15 protein-coding genes and 1 tRNA gene are annotated in these 18058 nt (G+C 66.3%); 7 read left to right on the plus strand and 9 right to left on the minus strand.

From position 1 onward, the window contains the following. Positions 1 to 14: 14 nt before the first annotated feature. The 4 genes from ACVT6V_RS05255 (at position 15) to ACVT6V_RS05270 (ending at position 1338) form a co-directional block, all read left to right on the plus strand. Positions 15 to 455 carry a nucleoside deaminase gene (locus tag ACVT6V_RS05255; RefSeq protein ID WP_489900709.1) on the plus strand — a complete coding sequence of 147 codons (441 nt, stop codon included), beginning with the start codon at positions 15 to 17 and terminating at the stop codon, positions 453 to 455. A gap of 134 nt (positions 456 to 589) precedes the next feature. Next, positions 590 to 874, plus strand: coding sequence for a hypothetical protein (locus ACVT6V_RS05260; RefSeq protein WP_489898758.1), 285 nt, complete (start codon positions 590 to 592; stop codon positions 872 to 874). A 102-nt stretch (positions 875 to 976) separates the two neighbouring features. Next, a complete protein-coding gene (locus ACVT6V_RS05265; protein WP_489898759.1) occupies positions 977 to 1186 on the plus strand; it encodes a CsbD family protein in 210 nt (69 codons plus the stop codon). A 64-nt stretch (positions 1187 to 1250) separates the two neighbouring features. Then, a tRNA-Ser gene (locus ACVT6V_RS05270) sits at positions 1251 to 1338 on the plus strand. Between the two features lie 333 nt (positions 1339 to 1671). Here the strand turns inward: ACVT6V_RS05270 and ACVT6V_RS05275 are convergent. Beyond that, positions 1672 to 2424 (minus strand): IclR family transcriptional regulator, encoded by a 753-nt coding sequence (locus ACVT6V_RS05275; RefSeq protein ID WP_489898760.1) that lies wholly within the window; start codon positions 2422 to 2424, stop codon positions 1672 to 1674. After that, entirely contained in the window at positions 2421 to 3863 is a 1443-nt protein-coding gene (locus tag ACVT6V_RS05280) for an APC family permease (protein ID WP_489898761.1), read from the minus strand. The genes ACVT6V_RS05275 and ACVT6V_RS05280 overlap by 4 nt, the downstream gene beginning before the upstream one ends. A gap of 600 nt (positions 3864 to 4463) precedes the next feature. Here ACVT6V_RS05280 and ACVT6V_RS05285 point away from each other — a divergent pair. Genes ACVT6V_RS05285 through ACVT6V_RS05295 form a run of 3 tightly spaced genes read left to right on the plus strand, consistent with a single transcriptional unit; the run spans position 4464 to position 8328 of the window. Further along, positions 4464 to 5909, plus strand: a complete 1446-nt coding sequence (locus tag ACVT6V_RS05285) for an APC family permease (protein ID WP_489898762.1) — start codon at positions 4464 to 4466, stop codon at positions 5907 to 5909. Positions 5910 to 5956: 47 nt separating this feature from the next. Further along, positions 5957 to 7903, plus strand: a complete 1947-nt coding sequence (locus ACVT6V_RS05290) for a primary-amine oxidase (protein WP_489898763.1) — start codon at positions 5957 to 5959, stop codon at positions 7901 to 7903. Continuing rightward, entirely contained in the window at positions 7903 to 8328 is a 426-nt protein-coding gene (locus tag ACVT6V_RS05295; protein WP_489898764.1) for a hypothetical protein, read from the plus strand. The genes ACVT6V_RS05290 and ACVT6V_RS05295 overlap by 1 nt, the downstream gene beginning before the upstream one ends. A 23-nt stretch (positions 8329 to 8351) precedes the next feature. On the opposite strand, the gene ACVT6V_RS05300 is transcribed toward ACVT6V_RS05295, so the two are convergent. The 7 genes from ACVT6V_RS05300 to nuoL form a co-directional block, all read right to left on the minus strand. Further along, complete coding sequence (locus ACVT6V_RS05300; RefSeq protein ID WP_489898765.1) at positions 8352 to 9143, minus strand: zeta toxin family protein; 792 nt, start codon at positions 9141 to 9143, stop codon at positions 8352 to 8354. Positions 9144 to 9175: 32 nt separating this feature from the next. Then, entirely contained in the window at positions 9176 to 9673 is a 498-nt protein-coding gene (locus tag ACVT6V_RS05305) for a hypothetical protein (protein ID WP_489898766.1), read from the minus strand. Positions 9674 to 9833: 160 nt separating this feature from the next. Continuing rightward, the gene (locus ACVT6V_RS05310; RefSeq protein ID WP_489898767.1) at positions 9834 to 10595 is read right to left on the minus strand and encodes a hypothetical protein; all 762 of its coding nucleotides are present in this window, start codon (positions 10593 to 10595) and stop codon (positions 9834 to 9836) included. A gap of 434 nt (positions 10596 to 11029) precedes the next feature. Next, a complete protein-coding gene (locus ACVT6V_RS05315; protein WP_489895676.1) occupies positions 11030 to 12421 on the minus strand; it encodes an IS1380 family transposase in 1392 nt (463 codons plus the stop codon). 403 nt (positions 12422 to 12824) lie between these two features. Beyond that, a complete protein-coding gene (nuoN, locus tag ACVT6V_RS05320; RefSeq protein ID WP_489898768.1) occupies positions 12825 to 14522 on the minus strand; it encodes an NADH-quinone oxidoreductase subunit NuoN in 1698 nt (565 codons plus the stop codon). Next, positions 14519 to 16153: an NADH-quinone oxidoreductase subunit M gene (locus ACVT6V_RS05325; RefSeq protein WP_489898769.1), complete on the minus strand. Its 1635-nt coding sequence runs from the start codon at positions 16151 to 16153 to the stop codon at positions 14519 to 14521. Before ACVT6V_RS05325 ends, nuoN begins: the two co-directional genes overlap by 4 nt. Then, on the minus strand, positions 16150 to 18051 hold the full coding sequence (gene nuoL, locus ACVT6V_RS05330; RefSeq protein WP_489898770.1) for an NADH-quinone oxidoreductase subunit L: 1902 nt from the start codon (positions 18049 to 18051) through the stop codon (positions 16150 to 16152). Before nuoL ends, ACVT6V_RS05325 begins: the two co-directional genes overlap by 4 nt. Between the last annotated feature and the right edge of the window lie 7 nt (positions 18052 to 18058).

Below are 18058 nucleotides of genomic sequence, written 5' to 3' on the forward strand. Positions count from 1 at the left end.
CGGGGTGGGAGGCCATGATGCGCTCGGCGCTGGCCGCAGCGGCCGACGCGGGCAGCGACGACGTGCCGATCGGTGCGGTGGTGTTCGACCCCGACGGCGTCGAGCTGGCACGGTCGGCGAATCGTCGTGAGGCCGATGCAGACCCGACTGCGCACGCCGAGATCCTCGCCCTGCGGGAAGCGGCCCGCCGTTTCGGCGACGGCTGGCGACTACCGGGCTGCACGCTGGTCGTGACCGTGGAGCCGTGCACCATGTGCGCCGGCGCCACCACACTCGCCCGGATCGACACGCTGGTGTTCGGCGCCTGGGAACCCAAGACCGGCGCCGTCGGGTCGCTGTGGGACGTGGTGCGCGATCCGCGGCTGTCGCATCGACCCCAGGTCGTCGGCGGGGTGCTCGACGACGAGTGCCGGGCCCTGATGCTGGACTTCTTCCACATGCGCCGCGACGACTGAGCGTCCTCCCTTCGCGCACTTCAGGGACCATTTCAGGGTGAAGTTCAGGGTCCGCTGCGGCCGATGCTCTGGCAGATTGGAGACAAGGGCGTGCATCACCTGTAGGCACGTCATCGCCTAACCGAGGAGCCACCATGTCCGATCCGACCGACAAGAGCGGTACCGACAAGATCCATGACGTCGTCGAGACCGTCATCGACAAGATCAACGAGTTCGCCGACAGCGACGCCGTGCGTGGTGCCGTCGGCACCGCCAAGGACAAGATCAACGAGTTCGCGGAAAGTGACACCGTCCAGAGCGCCGTCAGCACCGTCAAGGAGAAGATCCACGAGGTCGCCGAGAACGACACGGTGCAGGACGTCGTGGCGACCGCGAAGGAGAAGGCCGGCGAGCTCAAGGACAAGCTGGGCGGCCACTGAAGGCGGCTGACCTGCGATCCTGGTCGGCTCGGCGCTTCCATGGCACCGTGGGTGGTGCCCCCGGGACGCCCGTTCCCGGGGTGATTCAGGAGGAGGCAGTTCATGGGTATCCAAGACGACGCCAAGAACAAGGCCGAAGAACTGAAGGGTCGCGGTAAAGAAGCTGCCGGCGGCCTCACGGACGACAAAGATCTCAAGGAAGAGGGCAAGGGCGACCAGGCCAGCGCGAAGGGCAAGCAGAAGGTTTCCGACGCTGCCGACGCGGTCAAGGGCAAGGTCGACGACGTCAAGGACAAGCTGACCGGACATTAGCCCTCTTTTGCCGCTCTGACCAGCCAATTTAGGCTTCAGCGCCGACTGCGGTACAGTCTTCCGCGGTGGCGTGTCCGAGCGGCCGAAGGTGCAGCACTCGAAATGCTGTGTGCGGTAACCCCGTACCGAGGGTTCAAATCCCTCCGCCACCGCAGCGAACGGCCCCCTACCGAACAGGTAGGGGGCCGTTTTCGATTCTGGCTGGCACCTCGCCGACTCCTCACCCGCCTGCCCTCCTCCTCCCCACCTCCTGCTCCCCACCTCTGCCTCCCCACCTCCTCGTCCCCACCTCCTCCTCCCCACCTCCTCTCCCCGACTCCTCACCGAAAACCGCCCTCGAGCGGGCGCACGTCGGCGATTCGCCGACAGCACTGCGCTGGTGGGTGGTTTTCGGGGAGGCGGGTAGCCGGGAGGGTGGTTTTCAGTGGGAGGCGGGTAGCCGGGTGGGTGGTTTTCGGGGAGAGCGGCGACGCGGCGAGCGTCTCTTACGCCAGGAACGGCCCCAGCCGGTCCGCGTAGTCGACGAGCGACGGGATCTGCCGCAGCATCAGCTCGCTCCGCTCGGCCGTCCCCGACAGTGCCAGTGCGGCGACGAGCACACCCGAGCGGGACCGGACCCCGACCGCGACACCTGCCCGATCGGGATCGATCTCGCCGACCTGCACGGCATAGCCGTCGTGCGCGACGGCCGAAAGCTGTTGTGTCAGGGCATCACGTGTCGTCGGCGTCCGGCCGGTGAGGGCGGTGAGCGGGAAGCTCACCCACTCGTCGAACTGCGACTTCTCCGCCAGCAACAGCTTGCCGACGGCACTGGCATGGAGATAGCGGTTGAGGGTCGGTTCGTCGGCGGTCGGTGGGAACTCGGCGTCGATGTCAGCGGCGCGTACCGAGGTGTTGGTGAAGTAGTAGAGGTGTGCGCCGAACCGGATGGACAGTCGCAACTCGGCCAGCACGTCCCGAGCGGCCGCACACACCCGTGGCACCAGGGTGGCGTCGACGAGCGCGCCGGTGCGCGGACCGAGGGCGAAGCCGGCCAGATCCGGCATCCGCACCACGTACTCGTCGGCGACCAGCAGATTCAGCAGTCGGTAGACGGTCGCCGACGGGATGTCGAGGCGGTCCGAGATGTCCTTGGCCGTGATGCCCGCGCCACCTCGGGCGATCTCCTCCAGCACATGCAGCGCGGTCTGGACGGCCTTGGGTTGCCGGCCCGACAGGCTCGGGCCCGCGGGGCTCACCGTCGGACCTGCCACGGGTCGTAGTCGTTCACGACCTGATCCGAGGTGGTCTCATCGAACACCCCGACCCGTTCCGGCAGCCCGGGGTCCCGGCGGCGCCGTATCGCGTACACCGTGAACCCGACGGCGAGCAGGGCGGCGTATGTGGTGGTGGCGATCCAGACGGGTGCGTCGATCGTCATCGCGGCCCACACGATGATCGCAACCAATCCCAGCGCGCTCACGGCCCCGACGATCACCGGTAGCCGGCCCAGTTCACCGATCTGCCGCAGAAACGCCGGGGCGGCGACACAGACCAGCAGATAGGCGCAGATGTACCCGTGCGCCGACACCGCCAACAGCCCGATCAGAGTGTTCCGCGCGGAGCCTGCCACCACCAGGTAGAGCACCGGAACCAGGGTGACCAGCGGCATCACCACGAGCAGTGCGACGACCGGCGTGTGAAAGGTGCGGTGGGTGCGGCCCATCGCGGCCGGAATCACGCCCTCGCGTCCCATCGCGAACAGGGTCCGTGACAGCGCGGTACACGACCCGATCACACACGCCAGCCACGATGCGGTGATACCGAGTTCCAGCAGAACCGACAACACCCCGGAGCCGATGCCGTGCGACGACGGCAGGCTGAGCACGATCGGCACCGTCTCCGCCGTGCCGACCGCCGTGTGGCCCGATTGCACGACGGCCGCGAAGATGTACAGCACGCCGAGGACCAGTGGCGACCAGCGCACCGCCCGGGTGACCGCGATGAACGGGCGTCGGGCCTCGCGGGCCAGGGTCGTCGCGCTCTCGAAACCGACGAACGCCGTCGTCGCGAGCAGCAACGCGAAACCGATCGCGCCGTCGCCCAGCGAGCCCGTGGGTGCCGGGCGGTCACCGCTGAGCGCCGACACGGTCAACACGGTGGCCGCCGCGGCCACGGCGAACACCTCGATGCTCAACGAGATCCGTGCCGACAGCTGGATTCCGCGGACCATCAGCGCGAGCGCCACCGCACCCACCACCACCACCAGCACGCCGATCGTCGGTCTCCCGTCCGGCACGCCGACCCGGTGCAGCAGGGCGGTCAGATACGCGCCGGCGCCCACCGTGCTCGCCATCGCCGCACCGGCATAACCGATCACCACCGACCATCCCGCACCGATGCCGGCCGTCGGTCCGAGACCCTTGACCGTATAGCTGTACAGGCCACTGACCGCGACCATGCGCGTGGAGAATTGGCCGATGCAGTAGCCGATTGCCAGGAACAGGACCGTCGTGGCGACGAACACGGGCCCGGTCCACCGACCGGCAGCCGGCAGCACCAGTGCCGGCAGCGTGACCATGACGGCCGACGGTGCCACCGCCGCCACGGACTGGCCCAGAACCTCGGCGAAGGACAACTGTGCGCGCCGCAACCCGGCGACCGGTGACCGGCCCCGGACCGTATCCCCGCTGCTCACGTTCCACCGCCTCCCGGCCTTGCCGGCCGAAGCGACCCGGCATCGAGGACTCAACTCATCGAGATGATCATCACACTGTTTCGGCGCCGATTCAATCGCCAACTTTTCAAATGAGAAAATGCCATCGCGCGCATTCTCATTTGAACTCGGAAATCCCGATAACCTGGTATTTCGTGCACCCACTCGCGCTGATCCACGACCACTATCGGGTGACTCGAATGAGAATCGGATGCCGCGGAATACCCATTCGGGATAAGGCGTGACACAGCTCATAGTGCGGACGTAAAGTCAGTGTCACCGATCCGACGACACCGCACTGCAGTGCGAGATCTGGTGCAGAACCACCGGTCAGGCAGCTGCGATGTCGGAGTGGAAGCCCTCGTGTCGGCCGTGTCGCACCGGTCGCGCCGGTTCGGTGATCAGCCTCCGTACCAATCCGAAAAACAATCGAGAATCGCATTTGAGTTCGACCGAGAATTGATAATAGATCAATTCTTTCGGCCGGATTCACATGGCATCCCTGTGAATGTCGCAGCGATACGTCAACGCGATTCTTGCGGACAGCCGAGTCGAGTTCGCCCGAGAAGGATGAGAAGTGACATGACCACACGAGTTTCGACGGCAGCGTCGACCGCCACCACGGACGGTTCGCGCGCGCTGTCCGGCCGGCTCGGCCCCACCGGGATCGTCTTCATGGTGATCGCCGCGGCGGCACCGTTGACGGTGATCGCCGGGGCCGTGCCGCTCGGCATCTCCGCCGGAAACGGGGCGGCCTACCCGGCGACCTACATCGTCTGCACCGCGGTGCTGCTGCTATTCGCCGTCGGTTTCACCGCGATGGCCCGGCACATTCCCGGTGCGGGTGCTTTCTACACCTACGTCGCACACGGACTGGGCCGTCACGCCGGGCTGGGTGCGGCTTTCCTTGCGCTGCTCTCCTACACGGCGGTGCAAGGGGCGGTCTACGGCTACATCGGGGCCGCGATCGACGATCTGGTCACCGCGCACGGCGGGCCGTCGGTCCCCTGGTACGTGTACGCGCTGGGTGTCCTCGTCGTCATCGCCACACTCGGATATCGCCATATCGAGTTGTCCGGCAAGGTACTCGGCGTCCTGCTCATCTGCGAGGTGGGCATCGTCATGGTCATCAACCTGTCGGTACTCGGCCACGGTGGCGCCGACGGACTGTCCACGGCTGCGCTGAGCCCGTCCAACTTCTTCCACGGTGCGCCCGGGATCGCACTGATCTTCGCGCTGGCCGGCTACATCGGCTTCGAGGCCACCGCGGTGTTCCGTGACGAGGCCCGCGACCCGGCGCGGACCATCCCCCGCGCCACCTACTGCGCCCTGCTGCTCATCGGCGCGTTCTACGCGCTGAGCAGTTGGCTCATGGTGAGCGCATGGGGAGACGCGGGTGCCGTCCAGAAAGCCACCGAGAACCCGGAGGGCATGATCACCGAGACCGCCGTCCGCTACGTCGGATCGGTCGCCGGTGACCTCGTCCAGGTGCTGCTGATCACGAGTCTTTTCGCCGCGGTGCTGTCGTTCCACAATGTGCTGGCCCGCTACATCCACTCGCTGGGTAACAGCGGCGCGCTGCCGGCCTCCTGCGGTCGCTCGCACGCCCGTCACTCGTCGCCGCACATCGCGTCGATCGTCCAGACCACCTCGGCGGCAGTCGTCATCGTGGCCGCGACCCTCGGTGGGCTCGACCCGGTCACTCAGGTGTTCGCGTGGTTCGCCGGAGTGTCGTCGGTCGGGATCGTCGCTCTCATGACCCTTACCTCGGTCGCCGTCATCGTGTACTTCCGCCGGACCCGCAAGGACACCCGGCTGTGGCACACGGTGGTGGCCCCGGGCCTGGGATTGATCGGCCTCGCAACGCTGCTCGTCCTCACCGCGGTGAACCTGCCGTTGCTGGTCGGCGGATCGGACACCCTGGCGATCATCATCGCGGTGCTACTGATCGCCGCGTTCGTCAGCGGAGCCGTGGTCGCCGTCCTGCGACCGCACGCCGCGCGACACACCGTCGCCGCCGACAACTGAAACCCACTGTCAATCAACGCCATCACACCGACCCGAAGGAGAACACGATGAGTACCGCCACCGTCGCAGAACCCCGGAACGCCGACAATGCCGGACCCGACCATCCCCTCACCCCGTTGAGCGCCGACGAGATCATCGCGGTCCGCGAGATCGTCGATGCCGCAGGGCTGCTCAGCGACCACACCAGATTCGTCTTCGTCGCGCTCGATGAGCCGGCCAAGGATGTGGTGCTCGCATTCCGTCCCGGCGACCAGATCGACCGGCGGGCGCGGGTCCTGTTGCTCGACCGCGACACCGGACACGGTGCGAACCTGATCGTTTCCGTGACCCACCGCGCGGTCATCGAGCGGACGACGATCGATGCCGCGACCGAGGGTCATGTGCCCATCCTGGATCAGGAGTTCGAGGACATCGAGGCCTACCTGCTCGACTCCCCGGAATGGCTGGCAGCCATGAAGACCCGCGAGCTCGACCCGGCCAACGTGCGTGCGGTCCCGTTGTCCGCCGGTGTCTTCGGGCACGAAGATGAGGTCGGTCACCGCATCGTCCGGGTCCTGGCCTTCTATCAGTCGGACAAGGCCGATCTGCCGTGGGCGCATCCGATCGACGGTGTCGTCGCCTACGTCGACCTCACCGAGCGTCGTGTCGCCAAGGTCATCGACGAGGTCGTGCTGCCCGTCCCGGCCGAACGGGGCGAGTGGAACGCCGAACCGCATGCCACGCCCACCCGCACCGACCTCACGCCCATCGAGATCACCCAGCCCGAAGGCCCCAGCTTCACCGTCGACGGCAACCAGATCAGCTGGGCCGATTGGAGCTTCCGGTTCGGCTTCGACGTGCGCGAAGGCCTAACGCTGCATCAGATCTCGCGGCACGACGGCGGCGAGGTGCGGCCGGTCATCTACCGGGCGTCGATCGCCGAGATGGTGGTGCCCTACGCCGATCCGTCGCCGGTTCGGTACTGGCAGAACTACTTCGACCAGGGGGAGTACCTCTTCGGCCGCTACACGAATTCGCTGGAGCTGGGTTGCGATTGCCTCGGCGACATCACCTACTTCGACGTGACGATCGCCGATGAGAACGGCAACCCGCGGGTCATGAAGAACGCGATCTGCCTGCACGAGGAGGACTACGGCGTGCTGTGGAAGCACACCGACATGTTCAACGGCATGGCCGAGACCAGACGTTCACGCCGACTGGTGATCTCGTTCTTCCTCACCATCGGCAACTATGATTACGGGTTCTACTGGTACCTCTACCTCGACGGCACGATCGAGCTCGAGGCCAAGGCCACCGGCATCGTCTTCTCCTCCGCCTACCGCGGTCCCGACGGATTCTCCACCGAGATGGCCCCCGGCCTCGGCGCTCCCTTCCACCAGCATCTGTTCTCCGCTCGGCTGGACATGGCCGTCGACGGTGACCGCAACGTCGTCACCGAGGTGGATGCGGTGCCGGTGCCGATGGGGCCGGAAAACCCGTGGGGAAACGCATTCCGCCAGCAGAAGACGCGGCTGCGGACCGAGTCCGAGGGCGTCCGGATGGCCGACAACCTCAAGGCGCGGGTCTGGCACATCACCAACCCGGACAAGCAGAACCGGCTCGGACAGGACGTCGGTTATGCGCTGCACCCGGAGGGTCAGCCCACCTTGCTCGCCGACCCGTCGAGTTCGATCGCAGCCCGCGCGGCGTTCGCGACCAAACATCTGTGGGTGACGCGCTACGACGACGCGGAGAAGTATCCGGCCGGCGACTACGTCAACCAGAATCCCGGAAACGCCGGCCTGCCCGCGTATGTGGCGGCCGACCGCGATATCGACGGCGAGGACGTCGTGCTGTGGCACACCTTCGGCCTCACACACTTCCCGCGGCCCGAGGACTGGCCCGTCATGCCCGTCGACTACGCCGGGTTCACACTCAAGCCGGTGGGCTTCTTCGACCGCAATCCGGCGCTCGACATTCCCGCCGCTCCGACCTCGCACTGCTGCGAGGGCTGATGTCGGCCACCATGGGCACGCTCGCCGTCATCGGACGGCGGGCGTGCTCGGCACTTGCCGTGACGTCGGCGGTGCTGCACGTGGTGATGGCGGCCTCGGGCGCGACCGCTGCGATGGCCGTGCTCGCCGTGTCGATGGCGATCGTGTGCTGCGGGTGTGCCCGGCATCTCTGGCGTAGCGGGGACATCCGGGCGTGGTGCGGCATCGCGCTGATGAATCTCGCGATGTTCGCAGTGCACTTATCGTTCGGCGGATGCCACCAGATTGCGCCGGTGGCCGCGGCCGGGTCGGATTCGTCGCCGATGATGTCAGCTGCCACGGGCGTTGCGGGTGTGGAGGCCGTGATCGGTCTGATCGTGGTGTTCGTGCGGACTCGGCGGCCGGTGGATGTGCGGGCGGGGCAGGGTGTGGTCGCGGTCGGGTAGGTCGGGCCTTCGGCCGGTGGGTCTCACCGCCTGATGGCTCCATTCTCGTCGACGATGTCGAGGTCTACGGCGAAACCGGCCTGCGCGGCTTCGCGTGCCAACATCTCAGCGTTGGCCCTGTACACACTTCCTCCGACTGGCCGGTAATAGCCGGAGATGACATCTGGCGGGGTGAATCTTCCGCCGAGAGGATCATCGTCGGAGTGCCGAACCTGCCACCACCGATCAATCGCACGGTTCTGGGCGATCGGTTCTGGGACCTCGACAACCACCACGCGGATGTGTGTGTAGCCGCCCTCAGCGAGTTCGCCGAGTAGCAGTTCCCCCAGACCAGGCCAGGCGAGGGTACCCTCGATCACTATTTGCTCGCCGCGGTCAATGCTGTGGCGACGCAACGAATCCCAGATTTGGGTGGATTCGACGTGTACTAGAGATGCAAGTTCGCGTGGCGCCACGGGCTTGCCGTCGGCCAGCTCGGTCGCCAGCAGATCTTCGTAGAAGCCCGAGCCCAGGGCGTCGGCCAGCAGGGCGTCTTTCACCACATCGGCATCGAGCCGCCGATACTCTGAGACAGCCGCGCCCAGGATGGCCTTGACAGCCGTCGACTTCCCCGCGCCCGGGACACCTGCGGTAATCACCACGCCTCGGTCACTTCGACGCGCCGAGACCCACCCATCATCGAGGTAATCGACGATAATCTGGCGGCGTAGTAACGCCCGGCGCGGATCGTCGGCGAAGGCATTACTGGTTGCCCGCGGTCCACGGGTGGCGGCCGGACCGCCCGCACCCGTCAGGCGCGCGAGTTCGGCGGCCACCGCATCACGCAGCAGCTCCTCGCGGAGTGGACTCACTCGAGAGCTGCTGCAGCCCTTTGCTGCTGTCGATGGGCAGTGAACAACTCGGAGTACTCCTCGAAGGTGAGCTTGTCGCGCTGGAAAGCGAATTCGATATCGTCCCAGCTGCCGCGTACATAGGCATCCGTCGCGACACCGGCGACGTCCGGGACGTGACCGTCGGTGTAGTCAAGCTTCTTGAGTGAGCTGATCATCGCGGCTGTGGTGATCTCGTCGGCGTCACGTTCATCGATGATCTCGAGCGCCGAAACCGGCACAGGTGCGAGCGTTCCGTGATTTTGCCGCTTGACCTCTGCCAGGACGCGACTGACATGCGGTTGCGACACACCAAGGTTCTTCGCGATGACGGTTTGGGGGCGACCACCCAATGCCGCGTCGACAATCGCTTGCCGCTCGCGGAAGTTCGCCAGCCGACGCCGGGCGCCAACCTTCCGCAGGTCGGCGTCAGTGAGGGGCCGACCTGGTGAGGTCTTTGTCTGAACCATTGCCATCGTGCTCACCACCCAAACGTCTATACAGAATGACTATGCATTCAGTATAGCTGCGTGTCACTGCCGTTTTTACCCCCAGCTCAACTATCAGGAGCGGTCACATGGAGCGAATGGTGCCTTCACAGTTGCGCATGAGCCCAGATTGCACGACCTCGTCGGCTCAGCCGATCATCACCGCCCGCATCCCCGGCGTCATCAGATCGGAGATCTGACCCCACGGCACCGTCACCGGGAGATAGTCGCCGAGGGCGTGGACGACCTGGACGTACACCAACATGCCCGACGTCGTGGGTACCCAGTTGAGGAAGTTGTCGATGTCGCCGTTGACGGGGGCAGCGCGGGGATCGATCCGTTCGACCGCTGCGGCGAGGCGTTGACCGGCGGCCGCCGGATCGGTGAACACATCGGACAACAGGATCGGCTGCGCGTTGTCGCCGTTGATGGTGATGGTGGCGACGTAGTTGTTGGGATGGGCGGCGCCCTCGCTGTATGTGGTGTAGATCGCCACGCCGGCGACGACCCGTGGACCAGTCATGGTGACCCGGCTGCGGTCGTCGCCGATCAACGATCCGTCCTCGACGTTGGTGTCCGACAGCGGGCCGAGGACGTCGTTCAGCGTGGTCCGCATGCCGGAGTTGAAGCGGTCGCGTACGGCAGCCACACCGCCGGTCACCTGGGGGACGTGGACGGCATAGGTGTCCGATCCCTGCCGCCCGGACAAGGCCAGCATCAGCGGGGAGTACATCTGCGCTTGCGGTGTCGGTGTCGCCGCGGTGGTCGGTCCGACCGACGGAATGACAGTGGTCGACACGACTGGGCTGTTCGTGGCGGGGACTGCCTCGCCGGTTTCGGTACATGCCGACAGACCGGCCGCGGCCAGACACACGAGCGCCGCCGACGCGGCCCCAAGGCGGGTGACCATGCGTGAACTGTAGCCCGTCGAGCGCGACGCCGACCCCGGTTCCGTCCGGACCGGAAACCAATTTGTGTCCTTTCACCTGCGCAAACGTGGTCCGGTGTCGAAGTCATCATCGTGGGTGACCGGTAGGCGAAGCCCTTCGACCGCTCCCTGAGGAGCCTCGTGAGGTGCGAGCGATGCGCCGCCACTCGGTCCCTGAGGAGCCTCGCGAGGTACGAGCGATGCGTCACGAAGGGCGACCCTTCGTGACGGTCCTCCGCTAGCGCTCTGGACCTCCTCAGCCTGAATCCACCGATTGGTGGGTGGGGTGGACTTTTGTGTTTTCGTGACTTGTGTTGTGCGCGTTGAGGTGTGGTGAGTAGGGGGTATTCGCCGATCTCTGAGTTCGGCTTGTTTCACTGGGTCCTCGTGTTGGGCCGGGGTGGCGGGTGGATAGGTCAGGCTGCGGCGGGTTGTCGGTGGTGGGTGGCTGCGAACAGGCGTTGCCATTCGTTGTGCCAGGGCCAGTCGGCGGGCAGGTGCAGGGTCAGGGTGCGCGCGGATCGGGCGGTGCGGGCGGGTACCTGGATCAGGGTCCGGCGAATGGTGGGTGTGGTGGCCGCGGCCAGGCGTGGGCCGGCGATCGAGGCTGCCGCGCGGGTGAGGTTGAACGCGATGACCGCGCACGTCAGCCAGGCCGCGTTGGCCGCGAAGCACCCCGAGGGCATGTGGGCCAGTGCGGAGGCTTTCAGATCGGCGTGGACTTGTTCGATGATGGCGTGGCGGCGGTGGATCTTGTCGGCGGTGACGGTGTCGGCATCCTCGCTGGGGGTGGTGGTGAAGAAGGCGTGGAAACGCCACAGCTCAAACAGGGATTGTTGCTCGACCGGCGTGGCCGAGGGTCGCAGTGCGCGGGTGCGGCGCACGATCAGTCGTCCGGGCACCTGCGCGGATGCCGGGTCGGACGCGAAGGCGGTGAACGCGATCTCAGCGACTTCGGCATCCGAGATCAGCTCGCCGGTATCGGGGTCGGTCACCGCCCGCGGGTAGTGGATCGGGGTCCAGTCGCGCTCGTCGATCTGGGTGATGGCGCGTTTGACGTCGGGGTTCATGCGCGCGGTGATCGAGACGTGGGCGCCGGCACGCCGCGCTGCGGCGATGACTTTGCGACTGTAGAACGCCGAATCGGCACGCACCAGGATCCGGCGGTGATCGCAGGCTGCGGCGGTGTGCAGCGCTTCGGTCAGCAGACTGCCCGCCCCGCGCGCCGAGCCTGCCGGACCTGCACGTAATCGTTGCGCCACGATCAGCGGTGCGGCGTCGGTGGCGCTCACCGTGGCCAGCAGCGCGTTGAGACCACGGGTGCCGTTGTAGCCGATCCCGGCGCCCTGTTTCTGATAGCCATGGACCTGCACCACGGTGTCGTCGAGGTCGAGCATCGTCGGCTCCTCGCCGCTACCACCGGCCGGGGTCGTCTCACACAACCCGGCCAGCAGCCGGCAGGCCACGGCATCGAGCTGGCGCACATGACCGAAGGTGAAGGCCCGCAGGAACGAGCCCAACGTCGAGGGCGCATACGGGTGGTCGAACACCGAGCCCATCGCACCATGGCGCAGCACCGCCATGTCATCGATACTGTCAGCACCCATGACCATCCCGGCGATCAGCGAGGCCACCTTGGCCCCCGCGTGCGCACCTTTATCGGTGGGCAGCTGCACGAACTGATCCACCAGCTCATCGAGCCCGCAGCGATGCGCCAACGCCATCACCGGCACCACCCCGGCCGCCGCCAGCAAATTCGGGTCATCGAACCTCACCGACCGCACCGGCGCGGTATGACACAATTGCATCTACGAGATGCCCTTTCTGAGTGACTGGACAGACCTTCGACAAGTCCCATCCTCTCACTCCGACAGGGCATTTCGTCTCACCAACACCCCCAACAACCCACAACATCGGTGGATCCAGGCTCAGGGATCGGTGTGACGGTCCCTTCGCGAGCGCTCTGGACCTCCTCAGGGATCGGTGTGACGGTCCCTTCGCGAGCGCTCTGGACCTCCTCAGGGATCGGTGTGACGGTCCCTTCGCGAGCGCTCTGGACCTCCTCAGGGATCGGTGTGACGGTCCCTTCGCTAGCGCTCCGGACCTCCTCAGGGACCGGAGTACGGCGCTCCGGTCCTCTTCACGGATCGACAGGTTGGAGATTCCTACCCAACGACGGTCGCCCACGGCATCTCGAGGCCGTTCACTCTCTCACGTCAGGAACTGGGCAGCGTTCTGCGCGAGGTCCAGCAGCGGCTGCGGGAAGATGCCCAGCACAATCGTGACCAGGGTGCACACGGCGATCGACGACGTGGTCAGGACGCTCGGCTTCACCACGTGCGGGGCGTCGACGGGGACGTCGGCGAAGAACATCGCCACGATGATGCGGATGTAGAAATAGGCGGCGATCGCGCTGCTGATGACACCGATGACCACCAGAACCCCGGCGCCGGAACCGGCTGCCGCGGCGAAGACGTCGAACTTCGCGACGAATCCACTGGTGAGCGGGATACCGGCGAAGGCCAGCAGGAACATCGAGAACATCGCGCCGACAAGCGGATAGCGCCGGCCGAGGCCGGCCCACTGGGAGATCTCGGTGGCCTCACGGCCGGACAGGTGGGGGCCCGACTGCTTGTCGGGTTCCCGGACCACGGCCACGGTGGCGAACGCGCCGAACGTCGAGAACGCGTAGGCGGCGAGGTAGAACATCGTCGCCGCGAGACCCGCATCGTCGAACGCGACCAGACCCAGCAGAATGAAACCCGCATGCGTGATCGACGAGTAGGCGAGCATCCGTTTGATGTCGTTCTGCGTCACCGCCATCACGGCGCCGGCGAGCATGGTGGCGATCGCGACGGCCCACAGGGCGGGTTCCCAATCGGACTTCAGATCCCCGAACCCGACGTAGAACACCCGTAACAGCGCGCCGAACGCGGCGATCTTGGTGGCGGCCGCCATGAATCCGGTCACCGGTGTCGGCGCACCCTGGTAGACGTCCGGAATCCACGAATGGAACGGCACCGCACCGATCTTGAACAGCAAACCCACCGACAGCAGGCCGAGTGCGATGAGCGGCAGGATGGTGTCCACTCCCGGTGCGCCGATGGCCCGGCCGATCTCACCGAGCTGGAGTGAGCCGGTCGCGCCGTAGGCGAACGCCGCGCCGAACAGAAAGAAGGCCGACGAGAACGCGCCGAGCAGGAAGTATTTGAGGGACGCCTCCTGTGAGATCAGCCGACGCCGACGCGCCAGCCCGCACAACAGGTAGAGCGGGAGCGAGAACACCTCCAGCGCAATGAACATCGTCAGCAGATCGCCGCACGCGGGGAACAACATCATGCCGCCGACGGCGAGCAGCGTCAACGGGAACACCTCGGTGGTGAGCCCACCCGCCCGGGTCGCCTCGAACTCGGCGTCGGTGTTGGGCACCGCCGCCCCGGACGGCGTGAACATGTCGGCGTCGACCGCATCGAGCGTGGCCTGCGCGGCCGCACCCGGGCCGTCGCTGACACGTTTGGCTCCCGAGCCGTTCAACGTGATCGACGACGGTGCCGCGACCACCCGTTCGAGACGACGTTCGCCCATGAAGGCGACGGCGATGATCGCGACGAGCAGTAGCAGCCCCTGCAGGAAGATCGTCGGGCGGTCGATCACCACCGCCCCGGACATCGCGAACTGTCCGCGGCCGCCGTCGGAGAACTCGGCGACGGCCACGACGATCAGCGCGATGAACCCGGCGACCAGCCCGCCGAGCGACAGCACGAGCTGGATCGGATAACGGAACGTTCGCGGCGAGAAGGCTTCCACGAGCACACCGACGACCGCGACGCCGAACACGATGAGCATGGGGGACAACAGTCCGTACTCGACGCTGGGCGCCTCGATGGCGGCGAGATGAGCGACGGTCATTTCTGCTCTCCGTCCGTCGGAACAGCAACCGTGGGCTTCGGATCGGTCTGATGCATCGTGCTCATCGTCTGCGAGACCGCCGGATCGATCAGGTTCAGCAGCGGTTTCGGGTAGACGCCGAACACGAGCAACAGCGCGATCAGCGGTGCGACGACGACCAGTTCCCGGCCGTGGAGGTCACGCATGGGCCGGGTGGCCGCGCCCGGTCCCTCCACGCCGACGGTCACCTTCGGGGGCCCACCCATCATCCGTTGATAGAGCCACAGGACGTAGATCGCCGACAGCACCAGCGCGCTCGCGGCGGCGATCGCCGCGACCGGGTAGCGGGTGAAGGTGCCGATCAGGACGAGGAACTCGCTGATGAACGGCGCCAGGCCGGGGAGCGACAACGTGGCCAGGCCGGCCACCAGGAACGTGCCGGCCAGGACGGGTGCGATCTTCTGCACGCCGCCGTAGTCGGCGATGAGTCTGCTGCCGCGCCGCGACACCAGGAACCCGGCGACCAGGAACAGTGCCGCGGTGGAGATCCCGTGGTTGACCATGTACAGCGTCGACCCGGTCTGTCCCTGGCTGGTGAGGGCGAAGATCCCCAGGATGATGAAGCCGAAGTGTGAGATCGAGGTGTAGGCGATCAGCCGCATCACATCGGTCTGCCCGATGGCGAGGATCGCTCCGTAGATGATGCCGATCACCGCGAGGGCCGCGATCAGCGGGGCGAAGTAGCGGGCGGCGTCGGGGAACAGCTGCAGGCAGTAGCGCAGCATCGCGAACGTGCCGACCTTGTCCACCACGGCCATCATCAGCACCGCGCTCGACGGAGTGGCCGCGACCGCGGCATCCGGCAGCCACGAATGGAAGGGCCACAGAGGTGCTTTCACCGCGAACGCGAACATGAAGCCGAGGAACAGCAGCTTGATCAGGCCGGAGCTCGCATCGAGTTGGCCCGACGACACCGCGTCCACCACGGTCCGCAGATCGAAGGTGCCGCCGCCGTCGGTGCCCAGCCCCGAGTCGGCGGTGACCACGTACAGGCCGATCACCGCGGCCAGCATGATCAGACCGCCGAACAGGTTGTACAGCAGGAACTTCACCGCCGCGCGCGACCTGTTCACGCCGCCGGCGGTGCTGCCGAAACCGCCGATGAGGAAGTACAGCGGGATCAGCATGGCCTCGAAGAAGATGTAGAAGAGCAGGATGTCGAGCGCGACGAAGCTCATCAACACCATCGCCTCGACGGCGAGCGTCAGTGCGAGGTAGGTGTGCGGGCCCTTCTGCCGCCGCCCGGCCGAATGATCCAGCGAGCCGGAATGATCCGCGTCATTCCAGCCGGCCAGGATGAGCAGCGGCAGCAGCACCGCGGTCAACAGCACGAGCACAAGTCCGATGCCGTCGAGTCCGAGCGCGTAGCGGGTGCCGAATGCCGGTATCCAACTATGGTCTTCGACAAACTGGTAGCGCGAACCGCCTGTATCGAAGCCGATCGCCAGCCCGATCGACAGACCGAGGACGACGACCGAGATCGTCAGCCCCAGCCACTTCGCGATGTCCGGCCGGGTACTCGGGATGGCGAGTACCGCAGCGGCGCCGACGGCCGGCAGCAGCCAGAGGATGGTCAACCAGGGCACGCTCATGCGACGTTCACCACCATCACCAACGCGACGATCAGGACGGCACCGGCGAACATCGACAGTGCATAGGACCGCACATAGCCGGTCTGCCAGCCCCGTAAACGTTGCGACAGCACACCGATCGAGCGACCCACACCGGTGGTGAGGCCGTCGACGCCGTCACCTTCGAAGAGCACCAGACCCTTGGTCAGTTCCTGGCCGGGCCGCATCAGCAGGTTCTCGTTGACCGCGTCGCCGTAGAGGTCGCGGCGGGCGGCCACGGTCAACGCCGTCACATCATCGGGCGCGACCTCCGGAACCGGTTGCGTCGCATACTGTCGCCACGCGAGCCCGATGCCGATCGCCACCACGGCGAGGATCGTCACCGTCATCACCCACGTCGGCACCCCGAGTTCGTGGTGTTCCTCGCCGACCACCGGCTCGAGCCAATGCACGAGGGAGTCACCCCACACCAACAACGCGCCACTGACAACCGAGCCGATCGCGATGATGATCATCGGCCCGGTCATCACCCCGGGCGACTCGTGGGGATGCACTTCTTCGTGTTTCCACCGGCGATCCCCGAAGAACGTCAGGATCATCACCCGGGTCATGTAGAACGCGGTGATCCCTGCGCCGAGGAGCGCTGCGCCGCCGAGCAACCACCCGCCGACGCCACCGGAGGCGAAGGCCGCCTCGATGATCGGGTCCTTGGAGAAGAACCCGGCGAACGGGGGCACCCCGATGATCGCCAGGTATCCGAGCCCGAAGGTGACGAAGGTGATCGGCATGACGGTGCGTAGCCCGCCGTAACGGCGCATGTCGGTCTCGTCGTTCATGCCGTGCATCACCGATCCGGCGCCGAGGAACAGACCGGCCTTGAAGAAGCCGTGGGTGAGCAGATGCATGATCGCGAACGCGTAACCGGCGGGTCCGAGCCCGGTGGCGAGCACCATGTAGCCGATCTGGCTCATCGTCGATGCCGCCAGTGCCTTCTTGATGTCGTCCTTCGCGCAACCGATGATCGCACCGAACAACAGGGTCACCGCGCCGACGACGGCGACGCCGGCCTGAGCGGCGGGCGCGAGGTCGAAGATCGGGTTGGACCGCGCGATCAGGTAGACACCCGCGGTGACCATGGTGGCGGCGTGGATCAGCGCCGAGACGGGTGTCGGGCCCTCCATCGCGTCACCCAGCCACGACTGCAGCGGCACCTGCGCCGACTTCCCGCACGCCGAGAACAACAACATGAAACCCATGGCGGTCAGCACGTTCTGGCCGGCCTGATCGGCCCCGGCGAACACCGCCTGGAAGGACACCGCACCGAACGTCGCGAACATGATCATCAGAGCGATCGCCAGCCCGATGTCGCCGACCCGGTTCACCACGAACGCCTTCTTCGCCGCGGTCGCCGCGGTCGGCTTGTACTGCCAGAAACCGATCAGCAGATACGACGCCAGACCCACACCCTCCCAACCCATGTACAGCCCGAGGTAGTTGTCGGCCAGCACCAACAACAGCATCGCGGCCAGAAACAGGTTGAGGTAGGCGAAGAACCGGCGCCGGTCGGGGTCCTCGGCCATGTAGCCGATCGAGTAGACGTGGATCAGCGACCCGACGCCGGTGGTCAGCAGCACGAAGCACATCGACAGCTGGTCCAGTTGCAGACCGAAATCGACCTGGAGTTGCCCGACCGGCACCCAGCTGAACAGGATCTGGTGCACCGCACGGTCATCGGTGGCGCGCCCCACCATGGAGAAGAACATCGCCAGGCCCAGCGCGAAGGACGCCAACGCCAGCGCGGTACCGAGGAGATGGCCCCACCGATCGGTGCGCCGCGCACCCAGGAGCAGGATCGCCGCGCCGAGCAACGGCAACGCGGGAACCAGCCAGAGCAGATCCGCGGTCGTCTGGGTGCTCACCTGGTTC

It is taken from the genome of Gordonia sp. LMA167 (assembly GCF_058130025.1).